The sequence below is a fragment of the Streptomyces sp. NBRC 110028 genome (assembly GCF_001417735.1).
In the GTDB taxonomy this organism is placed as follows: domain Bacteria; phylum Actinomycetota; class Actinomycetes; order Streptomycetales; family Streptomycetaceae; genus Streptomyces.
Genome location: NZ_BBUZ01000069.1, coordinates 1 through 15260 on the forward strand (window position 1 = coordinate 1; position 15260 = coordinate 15260).

Here is a 15260-nt window from a genome sequence, read left to right on the forward strand (position 1 = left end):
GCGGCACTAGAACGGGGTCAGGGTGAGGGTGATCCCGGTCGGGGCGGTGTCCTGGATGTACGACGCGAAATCGGCCACGTCGTCGAAGGCGAAGCCGTACGCCTTGCCGTCGGCGGTCGCCGCGTGCATCGCCCTGGCGTAGTGGTGGGTGACCGGCTCCCCGTAGAAGGCGGCCGGGTCGGCCGTGGGCTGGGCGGCGGTGTCGTGCAGCGTGGTGCGGTTGAAGCCCGCGCCGAGGATGGCGGCGACCGGCCCCGTCGTACCGTCGTTGGGCGCGGCCAGGGCGCCGTCGCAGAACAGCACGTCCTTGGTGGACGGCTTGTCGAAGGCGACCGCGGCGGGGCCGGTGAAGGAGAGCCTGCCGCCGCTGACGCGGCCGGTGAAGGTGCCCGCGTTGGTGGTGACCTTGAGGTCCTTCGATCCGTAGGTGTCCCAGACCTGGTCGATGTACGACGCGAAGTAGTCCGGTGCGAACAGTCCCGCGCCCATGCCGTGGCCGGGCGCGATGACCCGTAGATCGTCCCCGACGATGAGCTTCTTGAAATCGTCGACGGCGCGGAGGTCGGAGAAGACCTTGGCGCGGGCGCCGTCCTTGAGGGCCCCGGTCGTCTGGTCCTTGGCGCCGGTGAGGCGGATGGCGAGCGGGACGCTGAACATGTCGACCATGGTGGTGTTGCAGAACATCCCGGCGGCGTTGAAGGTGAACTCCGCGCAGTCGTGCATGACCTGGTAGTTCGGGTCGCCGGACACCCAGCCCGCCGGGTACTGCAGCGCGGCCTTGCCCGCCCCGTCCGTCACCACCTTGAACTTGAGCTTGGCGCCCAGCGCGACATAGATCCGGCCGGACATCCGGGGCAGCGTCAGCCTGGTGTCGCCGTTCGCCGCGAGCGGGATGGCGTAGTCGGCGAAGCCGTCGGGGCCGTTGTCGGAGGCCGCGACGGGGGCGAGGGCGCCGTCGGGGGTGACCCGGACCTGCCGGTCGCCGTCGTTGCCGACGATGTAGAGCCACACCGACGCGTTGCCGAACTGGCCGGTCTTGTTGACGACCGTGAGGGGAAGCGTTTCAGCGGCGCTCGTCGGGCCCTGGGCCGCGCCGGCGCGGCCACTGGCGAGCGTGAGGCCGGTGCCCGCGGCAGCGGCGGACGCGGCGATTCCACTCAGCAGCATTCTGCGCGTGATCATGACAAAGCACTCCTCGGCGTAGTGGGGGTTGCCGGGACATGGCACAGCACATGCCATGGGGAAAGACGGAGGTCGCGTCAGCGGAGAGCGCTCTCTCGGTCCACCGCGCAGCACCCTGCCGATCGACGCCGGGGGGCGTCAACCCCCTGTGCGCATAAAGGTCTGCACCAATTCGTCGTAGACGCTGAGGACATGGGCCACCGTGTCGTCCTCCGACGGCCACTCCGCGGTCCGCGCCCGCCCCGCCGCGGTCAGCTCCGCGCGGCGCCCGGGGTCGGCCAGCAACCGGGTCACGGCGCCGGCCAGGGCGCCGGGGTCACCGTACGGGACGAGTTCGGCGGCCTCGCCCACCAGTTCGGGCACCCCGCCCACCGCCGTGGCGACCAGCGGCACCCCCGCGTGCAGCGCCTCCTGGGCCAGCAGCGAGCGCGCCTCCCAGCGGCTGGAGAGCACCGCGACGTCGGCGGCGGCCAGCAGGCCGGGCACATCGTCCCGGCGGCCGAGCAGCCGCACCGGGAGCCCTTCGGCGTCGATCCGGCTCTGCAGCAGCGCACGGTCCGGCCCCTCCCCCGCGATCGCCAGCAGCGGCGGCGGGTCCAGGGAGCTCCAGTGGCGCGCCGCGTCCAGCAGCGGCCCGAGGCCCGCGACGGCGTCCAGACGGCCGACCGCGAGCAGCAGGGCCCGCTCCACCGCGCCCAGTTCCGCGCGCGCCTTCTGGCGGGCACCGTCGTCCGTCTCGGGCGCGCGGGGCGGCGCGGGCACCGCGACCGGCGCGAGCCGGGCGTCGCGCGCCCCGCGGTCGCGGGCCCGGTCCACCAGGTCCGAGGAGACCCCCAGCACGATCGCCGCGGCGCGCGCCACCCGCCGCTCCATCAGCCGCACGACGCGCGCCCGCGGCCCCTCGGCCTCCCGCTTGGTGTGCCAGGTGACGACGAGCGGGACGCCCCGGCCGCGCAGCGCGAGCGCGGCCAGCAGACCGGGCCACAGCCCGTGCGCGTGCACCAGCCCGGCGCCGACGGAGGCGGTACGGATCGACGCGACGCTCCCGGCGTCCGTACGGCCGTCGAGCGGCGCGAACCGGGCGCCCGCCTCCGAAAAGCCGTACCCGTGCTCGGCGCTCCAGGGCCCGCAGACCGTCACCCGCAGCCCGCGCGCCACCAGCCCGGCCGACAGCGACCGCACGTGCACCCCGCTGCCCGAAGTGCCTTCGCCCAGCACCTGAACGGCGTGCAGCGACGGCTGTCCGTGCGGCGGGACCGGGGTGTTGCTCACGGTACTGCTCACTCGGGCGGAGCTCCTGGGGCGATGTCGGAGGTGCGGTGGCGCGCTGCGGGTGCGCCGCGGATGCGGTGCGGACGCGCCGCGGGTGCCTGCGCCAAGAATGCCAGCACTCGCGGTGCGCTCGCCGCAACGTTCCCATGTGACGCCCGCCCAGCGCTCGCCCGTACGTCCGTGGCACCACCCGCACGGGTGAACCTCGCGGGTTCCGCCCGACCGCCGGGGAATCCCGGGGCGCCGAGGTCAGCGGCCGGTGCGCGCCGCCTCCAGCAGTTCCTCCGCGTGCGCCCGGGCCAGCTCCGAATCCTCCTGTCCGGCCAGCATCCGGGACAGCTCCCGGACCCGGTCCTCGCCCTCCATGGCCTTCACGCCGCTGCGCGTCACCGCCCCGTCGTTCGTCTTCTCCACCACCAGGTGCCGGTCCGCGAACGCGGCGACCTGCGGCAGGTGGGTGACGACCACCACCTGGGCGGACCGGGCCAGCCGGGCCAGCCGGCGGCCCACCTCGACCGCGGCCTTGCCGCCGACCCCGGCGTCCACCTCGTCGAAGAGATAGGTCGGTACGGGGTCGGAGCCCGCGAAGACGACCTCGACCGCGAGCATCACCCGGGACAGCTCACCGCCCGAGGCGCCCTTGGCGATGGGGCGCGGCGGGGCGCCGGGGTGGGGGGCGAGCAGCAGCTCGACCTCGTCGGCGCCGTGCGGACCGTACGTCACCGCCCGCCCGTCGACCTCGATCCCGGCCGCCTCGTCCGCGGCCTCGGTCTGCCGGATCGCGAACGTCACCCGGGCGTGCGGCATCGCGAGGGACGCCAGCTCTTCGGTGACGGCCTCGGCGAAGCGCGCCGCGGCCTCGTTGCGGGCGTCGGTGAGCGCCTGGGCCAGCCCGCCCAGGTCGGCGCGGAGCGCGTCGCGTTCGGCCGTCAGCTCGCTGATGCGGTCGTCGTCGCCGTCCAGTTCGGCGAGCCGGGCGGCGCCCTGCTCGGCCCAGGCCAGCACGTCGCTGATGTTCTCGCCGTACTTGCGGGTCAGCTGGGCCAGGGCGGCGCGGCGCTCCTCCACGGCGGCGAGCCGCAGCGGGTCGGCGTCCAGATCGTCGGCGTACCCGGCGAGTTCACCGGCCACGTCGGACAGCAGGATGCCCACCTCGCCGATGCGGTCGGCGAGGGCGGCGAGGGCGGGGTCGTGGGAGCGGACCGCCTCCAGGGCGCGGTGGGCGCCGCCGACGAGGGTGGCGGCGTCCACGCCCTCGGGGTCCTCCGGGTTGCCCGCGAGGGCGGTGTGCGCGAGGGCGGCGGCGGACGCGAGGGCCTCGGCGTGGCCCAGCCGCTCGGCCTCGGCGGCGAGTTCGTCGTCCTCGCCCGCCCGTGGCTCGGCCGCGGCGACCTCCTCCAGGCCGAAGCGGAGCAGATCGGCCTCCTGCTCCCGCTCGCGCGCCCGCGTGGTCAGCTCGTCCAGTTCGGCGGCGACGGCGCGCAGCCGCCGGTAGGCGCCCGCGTACTTCTCCAGCGGCCCGGCGACGGCGGCGCCCGCGTACCGGTCCAGCGCCTGGCGCTGCCGGGCGGGCCGCATCAGACCCTGCTGATCGGTCTGTCCGTGAACGGCCACCAGGTCGTCGGCCAGTTCCCCGAGCAGCCCCACCGGCACGGACCGGCCGCCCACATGGGCGCGGGACCGGCCTTCGGCGGAGAGGGTACGGCTGATCAGCAGCGCCCCGTCGTCGAGTTCGGCCCCCGCCTCCTCGGCCCGTACGGCGACGGCCGAGCGGGCGTCGACCGTGATCCGGCCCTCGACGACCGCCGCCTTGGCGCCGATCCGCACCAGGGCCGCGTCGGCGCGCCCGCCGAGCAGCAGCCCGAGGCTGGTGACGACCATGGTCTTGCCCGCGCCGGTCTCGCCGGTTACCGCGGTGAAGCCCGGTGACAGCTCGACCACGGCATCGTCGATGACACCCAGCGCACGTATCCGCATCTCCTCCAGCACGTGCAAGACCATACGAGGTTTACCGGCCACCTCGCGACGGCCACCCCCGGGGACCGCCGCGCCGTCGCTCCGGGTGATCGCCCGGTGGCCGCACCACCTCGTCTTCCGCGCGGCGGGGAGCGTTTACGGACGTACCCCCTCGAAAGGGTTTTCCCGATCCCCTCCCCCTGCCGGGCGACCCGCCGGGCGGGCGGTCTCCGGGCTAGTGCGGCGCGCCGCGCCAGCCGGCCACCGGCAGCGCGAACTTCGCCACCAGCCGGTCGGTGAACGACGCGTGGTGCAGCCGGGCCAGCCGGACCGGCACCGCTCCCCTGCGCACCTCCACCCGCGCCCCGGCGGGCAGCTCCACGGTGCGCCGCCCGTCGCACCACAGCACCCCGTGCGGGGTCTGCGGCTGCACCTCGACCGCGAGCACCGACTCCGGGGTCGTCACCAGCGGCTTCGCGAACAGGGCGTGCGCGCTGATCGGGACCATCAGCAGCGCCTCGACCTCGGGCCACACCACCGGGCCGCCGGCCGAGAAGGCGTACGCCGTCGAGCCGGTCGGGGTCGCGCACACCACGCCGTCGCCGCCGAAGCGGGAGACCGGCCGGCCGTCGACCTCGGTGACGACCTCCAGCAGCCGCTCGCGCGCCGCCTTCTCCACCGATGCCTCGTTCAGTGCCCAGTCGGTGTGCACGATGTGCCCGTCGTTGCGGACCAGCACATCGATGGTCATGCGCTCCTCGACCTCGTACTGGCGGCTCACCACCCGGTCCACGACCTTGTCCAGGTCGTCCCGCTCGGCCTCGGCCAGGAAGCCGACCCGGCCCAGGTTGACGCCGAGCATCGGCACGCCGGAGATGCGCGAGAACTCCGCGCCGCGCAGCAGCGTCCCGTCCCCGCCGAGCACCACCAGCAGTTCACAGCCGTCGAGCACGTCCCGGTCCGCGTCGACCCGTTCGACGGCGGGCGGCAGCGGCAGGTCCGCGGCCTCGGCGGCGAGCACCCGCACCCCGATGCCGCTGCGCAGCAGCCCCTGGACGACGAGCTCCGCGCTGCGGATGGCCGCCGGGCGGCCGGTGTGCGCGAGGAGGAACACGGTGCGGTCGGCGATCGCCTCGGGCGTCGGCTTGATCTCCGTCTCCGCCGCCGACTCCGCCTTTGCCGCTGCTTCTGAAGTGGTCAACTGGGCCCCTCCGCCACTGCACGGTCAACATCGTCCGGGTCCAGTGCCGGCGCCCCGGCGCGCATCCACAAAAAGTACTCGACGTTCCCCGACGGCCCCGGCAGCGGGCTGGCGGTCACGCCGAGTACGCCCAGCCCCAGGTCCGCCGCCTGATGAGCCACCGTCCGCACCGCCTCGGCGCGCAAGTGTGCGCTGCGGACGACTCCACCGCTGCCGAGCCGCTCCTTGCCGACCTCGAACTGTGGCTTGACCATCAGCACCAGATCGGCGTCGGGAGCGGTGCAGCGCACCAGGGCGGGCAGCACCAGCCCGAGCGGAATGAAGGAGAGATCCCCGACGACAAGGTCCACGGGCTCGCCTCCTATCTGCTCCGGCGTCAGCTCGCGTACGTTCGTACGGTCGAGAACGGTCACGCGTTCATCACTTTGCAAAGACCATGCAAGTTGCCCATAGCCGACGTCCGCGGCGATGACATGGGCGGCGCCCGCGCGCAGCAGGACGTCGGTGAAGCCGCCGGTGGACGCCCCCGCGTCCAGCGCCCGCCGTCCGGCGACGGTCAGCCCGGAACCGGAGACCGGGGTGGGTTCGGTCAGCCGCCCCGCCCCCGCGCGGTACTCCTCGCTGAACGCGTACAGCGCGCCGGCGAGCTTGTGGCCGCCGCGCGAGACATAGTCCGGATCGCTGTCGTCGTCGATCACCACGACCGCGGCACTGGTCTCGACCTGCGTCGCGGCCTTGGTCGCGGTGGCCCCGCCGACGGTCACACGGCCCGCCGCGATCAGCTGGCTCGCGTGCTCACGCGAGCGGGCCAGCTTGCGGCGCACCAGCTCCGCGTCGAGTCGTACGCGTCGTGGGCGGGTCACTGCCACGGGTGGTTCAGCTCCTGGGGTCGGGGCGGATCGTCGTCATGTCGTCATGAGGAGGGGCCGGGCGGGGCCGGGGGCCCGGGCCGCCGGTCGAGTGCCGTCAGCGTGTCCCGCAGGCCCCGGTGCACATCCTCGTACACCTCCAGGTGACCGCTCACGGGGAGGTCGTCCGCGTCGGCCAGCCGGTCGAGCCGGGTGTCGACGTCGGGGACGCCGGTGGGCGTAACGCCGCCCCCGAGCGGAGCCGGACCGGCGGGTCCGGAGGGCGCCGCCACGGGCGCCCCGGAGGGCCCGGGGGCCGCCTCGACGGGCTCCGCCACCGGCCCCGCGACGGGCTCCGGCACCGGCTCTGGCCCGGGCCGCCCGCCCGGCATCGGCTCGTTCATGCACCCGACGCTACCGCGAAGCGCGCGTTCTCCGACGGGGCACGACCTGCGGTACCGTCATCGGCGATGGCCACCGTGGAACAGTGCCGCGACGCACTGGACAAACTGGCGGAGAACCTCGCGGGCGCGGACGGGGACCTCCGCGGCGCCGCCGCGCTCGACCGCTCCGTGAGCTGCTGGATCACCGACCTCGACACGACCTTCCTGGGCCGTCTCGTGGACAGCCGCATCGAGGACGTGACGGCCGCCCCCGGCCCACCGGCCGAGCGCGCCCAGATCCGGCTGACGATGTCCGGCGACGACCTGGTGGCCCTGGTCGGCGGCGAGCTGCACTTCGCCCGCGCCTGGGGCAGCGGCCGGGTCAAACTGGAGGCCGGGCTGCGCGACCTGCTGCGGCTGCGGAAGCTGCTCTAGCCCTACGCCCGGGGTATCGGCGGCTCAGGACTCGCTCGCCGCCGCGGCCGGCGGCTCCACCCCCGCCTCCGCCTCCGTCCCGGCGGCCTCACGGGACCGGCGGGCGGCCGGTATCACCAGCGGCGTCCCCGTCTCCGGATCGTCGATGACCTGGCAGCGCAGCCCGAAGACCCGCTCCACCAGCTCCGCCGTGACGATGTCCCCCGGCGCCCCCTCCGCGACGATCTCCCCGCCCCGCATCGCGATCAGATGCGTGGCGTACCGGGCGGCGTGGTTCAGGTCGTGCAGCACCGCGACGAGGGTGCGGCCCCGCTCCTCGTGGAGCTGGGCGCACAAGTCGAGGACGTCGATCTGGTGCTGGATGTCCAGGTACGTCGTCGGCTCGTCCAGGAGCAGCAGCGGGGTCTGCTGGGCGATGGCCATGGCGATCCACACCCGCTGGCGCTGCCCGCCGGACAGTTCGTCGACATAGCGATCCGCCAGCTCCGCCACGCCGGTCGCCGCCATCGACTCCTGGACGATCCGCTCGTCCGTCTCCGACCACTGCCGCAGCAGCCCCTGGTGCGGATAGCGGCCGCGGGCGACGAGGTCGGCGACGGTGATCCCGTCCGGGGCGATGGAGGACTGCGGCAGCAGGCCGAGGGTGCGGGCGACCTTCTTGGCGGGCAGCGAACCGATCGCCTCGCCGTCCAGCAGCACCGATCCGGCCGTCGGCTTCAGCATCCGGGACAGGGCGCGCAGCAGGGTGGACTTGCCGCAGGCGTTGGGTCCGACGATCACCGTGAAGGAGTGGTCGGGGATGGCGACCGACAGCTCCTCGGCGACGGTGCGCCGGTCGTACGCGAGGGTCAGCCCCTCGGCGGTGAGCCGCTGCCGATCGGTCGTCTTGCTGGTGCTGGTGCTGGTGATGGTGCTGGAAGCCACGGTGTGCCCGGTGTCCTTTTCCCTGTAGCCCTTGATGCCCTCGTCGCCCTTGATGACCTTGTAGCCCTTGATGACCTTGTAGCCCTTGATGCCCTCGTCGCCCTTGATGACCTTGTCGCCCTCGATGGCCTGGCCGGGCTCACGTTCCGTCATATCCGCCCCGCCTTGCGCTCGGTCACCAGCAGCCACAGCAGATAGCAGCCGCCCAGCATCCCGGTCAGCGCCCCGACCGGCAGCTGGTCGGCGCCGAAGGCCCGCTGCGCGGACCAGTCGGCGGTGACCAGCAGGGCCGCGCCCATCCAGGCCGAGGGGAGCAGGTTGGGACCGGCCGAACGGGTCAGCCTGCGGGCCAGCTGCGGGGCGACGAGCGCCACGAAGGCGACGGGCCCGGCGGCGGCCGTGGCGGAGGCGGTCAGCAGGACGCCCGCGAACATCAGCACCAGCCGGGTCCGCTCGACCCGCACCCCTAGGGCGTACGCGCTGTCGTCGCCCATCTCCAGCATCCGCAGACCCCGCGCCTGCCCGAGGACCACGGGCAGCAGGACAGCGCAGACGCAGGCCAGCGGCCAGACCTGGCTCCAGTCGCGCCCGCCCAGCGAGCCGGTCAGCCACACCACCGCGCGGGTGGCGTCGGGCAGGTCGGCCTTGGTGAGCAGATAGCCGTTGACGGCGGCGAGCATCGCGGTGGCGCCGATGCCGACCAGCACCAGCCGGTAGCCGTGGACGCCCCGCCGCCAGGCCAGCGCGTACACCCCGAGGCCGGTCAGCAGACCGCCGCCGATCGCACCGGCGGCGACCTCGGCCGGGTCGCCCTGGAAGAGGACGATCACGGTGAGCGCCCCGGCCGCCGAGCCCTGCCCGAAACCGATCACGTCCGGGCTGCCCAGCGGGTTGCGGGAGATGGACTGGAAGACCGCCCCGGCCAGCCCGAGGGCCGCGCCGACCAGCAGCCCGACCAGGACGCGCGGCAGCCGCAGGTCGTGGACGATGAAGTCCTGGGCCATGGTGCCGTTCCCGGCCAGGCTGCGGAGCACATCGGCGGGGCCCATGGGGAAGTCGCCGGTGCCGATCAGGACCACGCTCATCGCCAGCGCCACGGCGAGCAGCAGCAGCCCCACGACCGCGGCGCGGACGTCCAGGCGCAGCGAGAAGCCACCGGTGCGCAGCGTGACTCCGCCCGCCCTGGGCGTGGTGCGCTTGCTCGCGTTCACAGTTGGGCCATCCTTCGGCGGCGTACGAGGTAGAGGAAGACGGGCCCGCCGACGAGCGAGGTGACGACGCCGACCTGGAGTTCGGCGGGCCGGGCGACGAGCCGCCCGATGACGTCGGAGCCCAGCAGCAGGACGGGCGACAGCACGGCGGCGTACGGCAGCGTCCAGCGCATATCGGGTCCGGTGAGCGCCCGGACCAGGTGCGGAACCATCAGCCCCACGAAGGCGATCGGACCGCAGGCGGCGGTCGCGGCCCCGCACAGCAGGGTGACGGCCAGCATGGACAGCGCCCGGGTGCGGCCCAGGTGGGTGCCGAGCGCGCGCGCCGTTTCGTCGCCGAGCGCCACCGCGTTCAGCGAACGGCCGAGCAGCAGCGCCAGCACCGCGCCGACCAGGAGGAACGGGGCCACCTGGCGGACCACGGCCATATTGGCGGAGGCGAGCGAACCGACCGTCCAGAAGCGCATCTTGTCGAGCGCCGCACTGTCCAGCAGCTGTACGGAGTTGATGTAGCCGTAGAGCGCCGCGTACACGGCCGTACCGGCGAGCGCGAGCCGCACCGGAGTGGCGCCCCGGGTGCCGCCGAGCGCGTACACCAGCACGGAGGCGACGGCGGTGCCGAGGAAGGCGAACCACACATAGCCGGTCAGGGAGGTGACGCCGAGAAAGCTGATCGCGGAGACGACGGAGGCGGACGCGCCCGCGTTCAGCCCCAGCAGCCCGGGGTCGGCGAGCGGGTTGCGGGTGAGGGCCTGGATGACCGCGCCCGCGAGCCCGAGGCCGAGGCCCACGAGCAGCCCGAGGAGGGTGCGTGGCAGCCGTACGTCCTTGATCACCACGTCGGTGTCGCTGCCGGTGTAGTGGAACAGCCCGTGCCAGACGTCCCCCGGCGCGATCGGCTTGGCGCCGATCGCGACACTGGCGGCCGCGACGGCCACCAGCAGGCAGAGGGAGACGACGAGCCCGGCCGCTCGACGCGCGCTGTGCCGACGGGGTGGCGGGGCCCCCGTATCGGTCGCCTCCTCGGGTCCGGTTTTCACCGGACTGACCAGGGTCACGCGGAACTCCACCTCACAGCACGGCCGGTCAAGACTTAGGTTAGGTTACCCTAAGCCGCGCTTGTGGCACCCGGGCGGGCCCCGTCCCGGTCACATCGCCCGGGGCCCTGGCGCTCTCTCACCATCCGAGCCGAGCCAACGCCTTCCCCGCGTCCGCGTCGCTCATGCCCTCCCCCGCCGCGTTCCAGGCCGCCGCGCACAGCGCACGCAGCCCGTCCAGCGGCTCATCGCCGTCCCCCTCCAGCAGCAGCGCGCCGTCGCCCGCCCGCGCGGTCCAACCTCCGCACCGGAAGCCCCCGTCGACCGGTTCGACGACCGGCTGGGGCGTCAGCAGCCCCCGCAAGTCGCGGTCCACATAGGCCGGACGGTGCTTCGGCTCCGCGGCCAGCAGCTGCGCCGGGGTCGTCACCCCGGTCAGCACGAGGAGCGAGTCGACGCCGCCCGCGTACGCCCCCTCGATATCGGTGTCCAGCCGGTCCCCCACCACCAGCGGCCGCCGGGCCCCGGTCCGCAGGATCGTCTCCCGGTGCATCGGCGGCAGCGGCTTGCCCGCGACCTGCGGGTCCCGGCCCGTCACGATCCGTACGACCTCCACCGCCGCGCCGTTGCCCGGCGCGATCCCGCGGCCGCTCGGAATCGTCAGATCCGTATTGGACGCGTACCACGGCACCCCGCGCGCCACCGCGTAGCCCGCCTCCATCAGCCGCGCCCACGGCAGGTCCGGTCCGCCGTACCCCTGGACCACCGCCGCCGGGTCGTCATCGGCGGACTCCACCGGCAGCAGCCCGCGCTCGCGCAGCGCCACCCGCAGCCCCTCCCCGCCGATCACCAGCACCCGCGCGCCCTGCGGCAGCTGCTCGGAGATCAGCCGGGCGACCGCCTGCGCCGAAGTGATCACGTCCTCGGCCCCGGCGGGCACCCCGAGCCGGGTCAGGTGCTCGGCGACGGTCTGCGGCGTACGCAGCGCGTTGTTGGTCACATACGCCAGCCGCATCCCGTCGTCCCGGGCGGTGACGAGCGACTCCACGGCGTGCGCGATGGCCTCGCCACCCGCGTACACCACCCCGTCGAGGTCCAGCAGCGCGGTGTCGTACGCCTCGTTCAGCGACCGCTGGCTGCCCTCGGGCGCGATCCGGACGGTCTGTTTCATGGGGGCACACTCTCCTCGCAGATCCATGCGTTCTCGCCCCGATCATGGCGCACCGACGACCGGGGCATAACATTCTCTAATGAGCACTTCAGGGCCTGGCGGGCAAGGTCTCCAGCTCACCCCCTTCCGGGGGCTGCGCTATGTCGCGGAACAGGTCGGCAGTCTCGCCGCCGTCACCTCACCGCCCTACGACGTGGTCGTACGCCCCGACGGTCTGCGCGAACTCGAGACCGCCGATCCCCACAACATCGTCCGGCTCATCCTCCCGCAGGCCGGCACCCCCGCCGACCGCCACCGGCAGGCCGCGGACACGCTGCGCCGCTGGCAGGCCGACGGCATCCTCGCCCCCGATCCCGAACCGGCCCTGTACGTCTACGAACAGCGCGACAGCCATAGCCTCCAGCGCGGGCTGATCGGCGCCCTGCGGCTGAGCCCGCGCGAGGAGGGCGTCGTCCTCCCGCACGAGGAGGTCATGCCGCACATCGTCGAGGACCGCGCCGACCTGATGCGCGCCACCGCCGCCAACCTCGAACCCCTGCTGCTCGCCTACCGGGGCAACGGGAACGGCGGTGCGGCAGAGGTCATCGAACGCACCATCCGGCACGAGCCGTTGCTCTCCACCACCACCGAGGACGGCTTCGCCCACCATCTGTGGCGGGTCACCGACCCGGCCGACCTGGTCGAGATCGCCGCCGATCTGCGCGGCCACCAGGCCCTCATCGCCGACGGCCACCACCGCTGGGCCACCTATCTGCGGCTGCGCGAGGAGCGGGCCGAGCCCGGCCCCTGGGACTTCGGCCTCGTCCTGCTCGTCGACACCGCCCGCTACCCGCTCCGGGTCCGGGCCATCCACCGGCTGCTGCGCCACCTTCCGGTGGCCAAGGCCCTGGCCACGGCGCGCACCGCCTTCCGGGTACGGACCATCGACGGCCCGCTGCCCCGCGCCCTGGACGCCCTCGCCGAGGCGGCCACCGCACCGGACGGTGGAAACGCGTTCCTGCTCGCGGGCGACGGCGGATTCCATCTGCTCGACCGGCCCGACCCCGGGCTGCTGGCCCGTACGGTCCCCGAGGGGCGGCCGGAGGCCTGGCGCGCGCTGGACGCGACGGTCCTGCACTCGCTGCTCCTGGACCACCTCTGGCAGATCCCGGACACCGCCGAGCACATCGGCTACATCCACGACGCGGAAGCGGCCGTCGAACAGGCGGAGCGGCACGGCGGCACGGCGGTGCTGATGCATCCGGTGCGCGAGGAGGTCGTCCGCGAGCTGGCGCGGCAGGGGGTCGCGATGCCGCGCAAGTCGACGTCCTTCGGCCCGAAGCCCGCCACCGGGCTGGTGCTGCGCAGCCTCACCCTGGGCTGAGCGGCGGACGTCCCGAAGAGGCCCGTTAAAGCGAAGAGGGCGGAGCCCCGGCCGGGGGTGGTGGCCGGGGATCCGCCCTCAGGCATCAGCTGCCGTCGCTGTCCGCCGTGTCCTCGGCGGCGTCCTTCGTGACCTCCGCGGCCTCCACGACCTGCTCGGCCGGCTCGGCCTCCACGGCGGCCTCATCATCGTCCAGCGCGTCCACGAACTCGACACCATCCAGCTCCGCGAGCCGGTCGGAGGCGTCCGTGGTGCCGCCCTGGTCCGCCTCCAGCGCCTTGGCGAACCACTCCCGCGCCTCGTCCTCACGGCCGACGGCCAGCAGCGCGTCGGCGTAGGCGTACCGCAGCCGCGCGGTCCACGGCTGGACGGAGTTCGAAGCCAGCTCCGGGCTCTGCAGGGTGACGACGGCGGCGTCGGTCTGGCCCATGTCGCGCCGGGCACCGGCGGCCACCAGCCGCATCTCGACCTGCCCGGCCCGGTCCAGCTTCTGCACCTCGGGCTCACCGGCCATGGTCAGCGCCCGCTCGGGACGGCCCATGCCGCGCTCGCAGTCGGCCATCACCGGCCACAGGTCGTTGTTGCCGGTCATACGGCGCGCGGCACGGAACTCCGCCAGCGCCTCCGAGTACTTCGCGACGGCGTACGACGCGAACCCCGCCGCCTCACGGACGGCGGCGACGCGGGAAGCGAGCCGCAGCGCGACTCGCGAGTACTGGTAGGCCCGCTCCGGGTCCTCGTCCAGCAGCTTGGCAACCATGACGAGGTTCTTGGCGACGTCCTCGGCGAGGGTCTTCGGCAGGCTCAGCAGCTCCTGCCGCACGTCCTTGTCGATCTCGTCACCGGTCACCTCCTCGGGGATCGGCAGCCGCTTGATCGGCTCGCGGTCGCGGTCCCGGCCGCGCTCGTCGCGGTCACGACGGCCGTAGCCCCCGGACCGGTCGTCCCGCCCGCGCCCCTGGCCGCCGCCGTACGGACGCCGAGACCCACGGTCGTCCCGCCCGCCGCGGAAGCCGCCATCGCGGTCATCACGCCGCGGCCCACGGGGCCGGTCGTCGCGGCGATCGTCGCGACGGTCATCGCGCCGGTCGTCCCTGCGGAACCCACCACGGTCATCACGCCGGTCATCACGGCGGTCATCACGCCGGAACCCACCACGATCGTCACGCCGGTCGTCGCGACGGTCGTCCCGCCGGAACCCACCACGGTCATCACGCCGGTCGTCGCGACGGAACCCACCGCGATCATCGCGGCGGTCATCGCGGCGGTCATCACGGCGGAACCCGCCCTGACCACCCTGACCACCCTGACGGAAGCCACCGTCACGGTCGTCACGACGCGGGCCACGCGGACGGTCGTCGCGCCGGTCGTCACGCCGGAAACCGCCGCGGTCGTCACGCCGATCATCACGGCGGTCATCACGCCGGAACGCGGGCCGGTCGTCCCGGCGGTCGAAGCCACCGCGTGGCCGGTCACCGCGATCGTCACGGTGGCCGAATCCGCCCGGACGTCCGCCACGGTCATCGTCGCGACGCGGCCCACGGGGCCGATCGTCACGCCGGAACCCACCACGGTCATCCCGCCGGTCGTCCCTGCGGTCGTCCCTGCGGAACCCACCACGGTCATCGCGGCGGTCATCACGGCGGAACCCGCCCTGACCACCCTGACGGAAGCCACCGTCACGGTCGTCACGACGCGGGCCACGCGGACGGTCGTCACGCCGGTCGTCACGGCGCTCGTAGCCACCGCCCGGTCGGCCGCCTCGATCGTCACGGCGACCATAGCCGCCGCTGGGGCGTCCACCACGGTCGTCATCGCGACGCGGCCCACGGGGCCGGTCGTCACGCCGGTCATCACGCCGGTCATCCCTGCGGAACCCACCACGATCACGGTCGTCGCGGCGCGGTCCGGAGTCGCGGAAGTCCCTCCGGTCGCCGCCGTCCCGGCGCCGCGGCTCGCGGTCTCCCCGGTCGTCGGAAGAGTTGGTGGACATCTACGTGACTCCTGTCTTCAGGTCAAAACAAAAAGGACCCCTGGTCCCAGCATGAACGCTGGGACCAGGGGTCCTCCAAAGATTGTTCGGCGGCGTCCTACTCTCCCACAGGGTCCCCCCTGCAGTACCATCGGCGCTGAAAGGCTTAGCTTCCGGGTTCGAAATGTAACCGGGCGTTTCCCTAACGCAATGGCCACCGAAACCCTATCGGGTTCTAGCGAACAAGCACACTTTTCAATTAAGTAAGTGGAACTGATTCACCGGTGCGACTGTTCGCAACCCGG

14 protein-coding genes and 1 rRNA gene are annotated in these 15260 nt (G+C 73.6%); 2 read left to right on the forward strand and 13 right to left on the reverse strand.

Annotated elements, in window-relative coordinates; translation table 11 throughout:
• Positions 1 to 6: 6 nt before the first annotated feature.
• The 6 genes from ASC60_RS37760 to ASC60_RS37785 all read right to left on the reverse strand — a co-directional run bounded on the left by ASC60_RS37760 (position 7) and on the right by ASC60_RS37785 (position 6863).
• Complete coding sequence (locus ASC60_RS37760) at positions 7 to 1182, reverse strand: glycoside hydrolase family 64 protein (RefSeq protein ID WP_055558254.1); 1176 nt, start codon at positions 1180 to 1182, stop codon at positions 7 to 9.
• 138 nt (positions 1183 to 1320) lie between these two features.
• Complete coding sequence (locus ASC60_RS37765; protein ID WP_055558262.1) at positions 1321 to 2454, reverse strand: glycosyltransferase family 4 protein; 1134 nt, start codon at positions 2452 to 2454, stop codon at positions 1321 to 1323.
• 249 nt (positions 2455 to 2703) lie between these two features.
• Complete coding sequence (recN, locus tag ASC60_RS37770) at positions 2704 to 4455, reverse strand: DNA repair protein RecN (RefSeq protein WP_199831175.1); 1752 nt, start codon at positions 4453 to 4455, stop codon at positions 2704 to 2706.
• 190 nt (positions 4456 to 4645) lie between these two features.
• Entirely contained in the window at positions 4646 to 5560 is a 915-nt protein-coding gene (locus ASC60_RS37775; RefSeq protein ID WP_370593017.1) for an NAD kinase, read from the reverse strand.
• Between the two features lie 47 nt (positions 5561 to 5607).
• The gene (locus ASC60_RS37780) at positions 5608 to 6474 is read right to left on the reverse strand and encodes a TlyA family RNA methyltransferase (protein ID WP_055558255.1); all 867 of its coding nucleotides are present in this window, start codon (positions 6472 to 6474) and stop codon (positions 5608 to 5610) included.
• A gap of 50 nt (positions 6475 to 6524) precedes the next feature.
• Positions 6525 to 6863: a hypothetical protein gene (locus ASC60_RS37785; protein WP_055558256.1), complete on the reverse strand. Its 339-nt coding sequence runs from the start codon at positions 6861 to 6863 to the stop codon at positions 6525 to 6527.
• A gap of 66 nt (positions 6864 to 6929) precedes the next feature.
• On the opposite strand from ASC60_RS37785, the gene ASC60_RS37790 reads away from it, so the two are divergent.
• Positions 6930 to 7277, forward strand: a complete 348-nt coding sequence (locus tag ASC60_RS37790) for a hypothetical protein (RefSeq protein WP_055558257.1) — start codon at positions 6930 to 6932, stop codon at positions 7275 to 7277.
• A gap of 24 nt (positions 7278 to 7301) precedes the next feature.
• Here ASC60_RS37790 and ASC60_RS37795 read toward each other — a convergent pair whose 3' ends face one another.
• The 4 genes from ASC60_RS37795 to ASC60_RS37810 form a co-directional block, all read right to left on the reverse strand.
• Complete coding sequence (locus tag ASC60_RS37795; RefSeq protein ID WP_234357319.1) at positions 7302 to 8354, reverse strand: ABC transporter ATP-binding protein; 1053 nt, start codon at positions 8352 to 8354, stop codon at positions 7302 to 7304.
• On the reverse strand, positions 8351 to 9412 hold the full coding sequence (locus ASC60_RS37800) for an iron chelate uptake ABC transporter family permease subunit (protein ID WP_055558258.1): 1062 nt from the start codon (positions 9410 to 9412) through the stop codon (positions 8351 to 8353). Before ASC60_RS37800 ends, ASC60_RS37795 begins: the two co-directional genes overlap by 4 nt.
• Positions 9409 to 10470: an iron ABC transporter permease gene (locus ASC60_RS37805; protein WP_055558259.1), complete on the reverse strand. Its 1062-nt coding sequence runs from the start codon at positions 10468 to 10470 to the stop codon at positions 9409 to 9411. The genes ASC60_RS37800 and ASC60_RS37805 overlap by 4 nt, the downstream gene beginning before the upstream one ends.
• Before the next feature lie 118 nt (positions 10471 to 10588).
• A complete protein-coding gene (locus ASC60_RS37810) occupies positions 10589 to 11620 on the reverse strand; it encodes an HAD-IIA family hydrolase (RefSeq protein WP_055558260.1) in 1032 nt (343 codons plus the stop codon).
• A gap of 79 nt (positions 11621 to 11699) precedes the next feature.
• On the opposite strand from ASC60_RS37810, the gene ASC60_RS37815 reads away from it, so the two are divergent.
• Positions 11700 to 12983 (forward strand): DUF1015 domain-containing protein, encoded by a 1284-nt coding sequence (locus tag ASC60_RS37815; protein ID WP_055558261.1) that lies wholly within the window; start codon positions 11700 to 11702, stop codon positions 12981 to 12983.
• An 85-nt stretch (positions 12984 to 13068) separates the two neighbouring features.
• On the opposite strand, the gene ASC60_RS42475 is transcribed toward ASC60_RS37815, so the two are convergent.
• From ASC60_RS42475 to rrf, 3 genes are all read right to left on the reverse strand, one after another.
• Positions 13069 to 13851 (reverse strand): tetratricopeptide repeat protein, encoded by a 783-nt coding sequence (locus ASC60_RS42475; protein ID WP_055558266.1) that lies wholly within the window; start codon positions 13849 to 13851, stop codon positions 13069 to 13071.
• Positions 13830 to 14837, reverse strand: a complete 1008-nt coding sequence (locus ASC60_RS42480) for a hypothetical protein (protein ID WP_234357321.1) — start codon at positions 14835 to 14837, stop codon at positions 13830 to 13832. The genes ASC60_RS42475 and ASC60_RS42480 overlap by 22 nt, the downstream gene beginning before the upstream one ends.
• Before the next feature lie 223 nt (positions 14838 to 15060).
• Positions 15061 to 15177: ribosomal RNA gene (gene rrf / locus ASC60_RS37825) — 5S ribosomal RNA — on the reverse strand.
• Positions 15178 to 15260: the final 83 nt, after the last annotated feature.

Bases quoted from the DNA above. Each gene is read 5' to 3' on its own strand.
- ASC60_RS37760 (WP_055558254.1), bottom strand. From the start codon at position 1,182: ATGATCACGCGCAGAATGCTGCTGAGTGGAATCGCCGCGTCCGCCGCT.
- recN (WP_199831175.1), bottom strand. From the start codon at position 4,455: ATGGTCTTGCACGTGCTGGAGGAGATGCGGATACGTGCGCTGGGTGTC.
- ASC60_RS37785 (WP_055558256.1), bottom strand. From the start codon at position 6,863: ATGAACGAGCCGATGCCGGGCGGGCGGCCCGGGCCAGAGCCGGTGCCG.
- ASC60_RS37790 (WP_055558257.1), top strand. From the start codon at position 6,930: ATGGCCACCGTGGAACAGTGCCGCGACGCACTGGACAAACTGGCGGAG.
- ASC60_RS37795 (WP_234357319.1), bottom strand. From the start codon at position 8,354: ATGACGGAACGTGAGCCCGGCCAGGCCATCGAGGGCGACAAGGTCATC.
- ASC60_RS37810 (WP_055558260.1), bottom strand. From the start codon at position 11,620: ATGAAACAGACCGTCCGGATCGCGCCCGAGGGCAGCCAGCGGTCGCTG.
- ASC60_RS37815 (WP_055558261.1), top strand. From the start codon at position 11,700: ATGAGCACTTCAGGGCCTGGCGGGCAAGGTCTCCAGCTCACCCCCTTC.
- ASC60_RS42480 (WP_234357321.1), bottom strand. From the start codon at position 14,837: ATGACCGGCGTGACGACCGGCCCCGTGGGCCGCGTCGCGATGACGACC.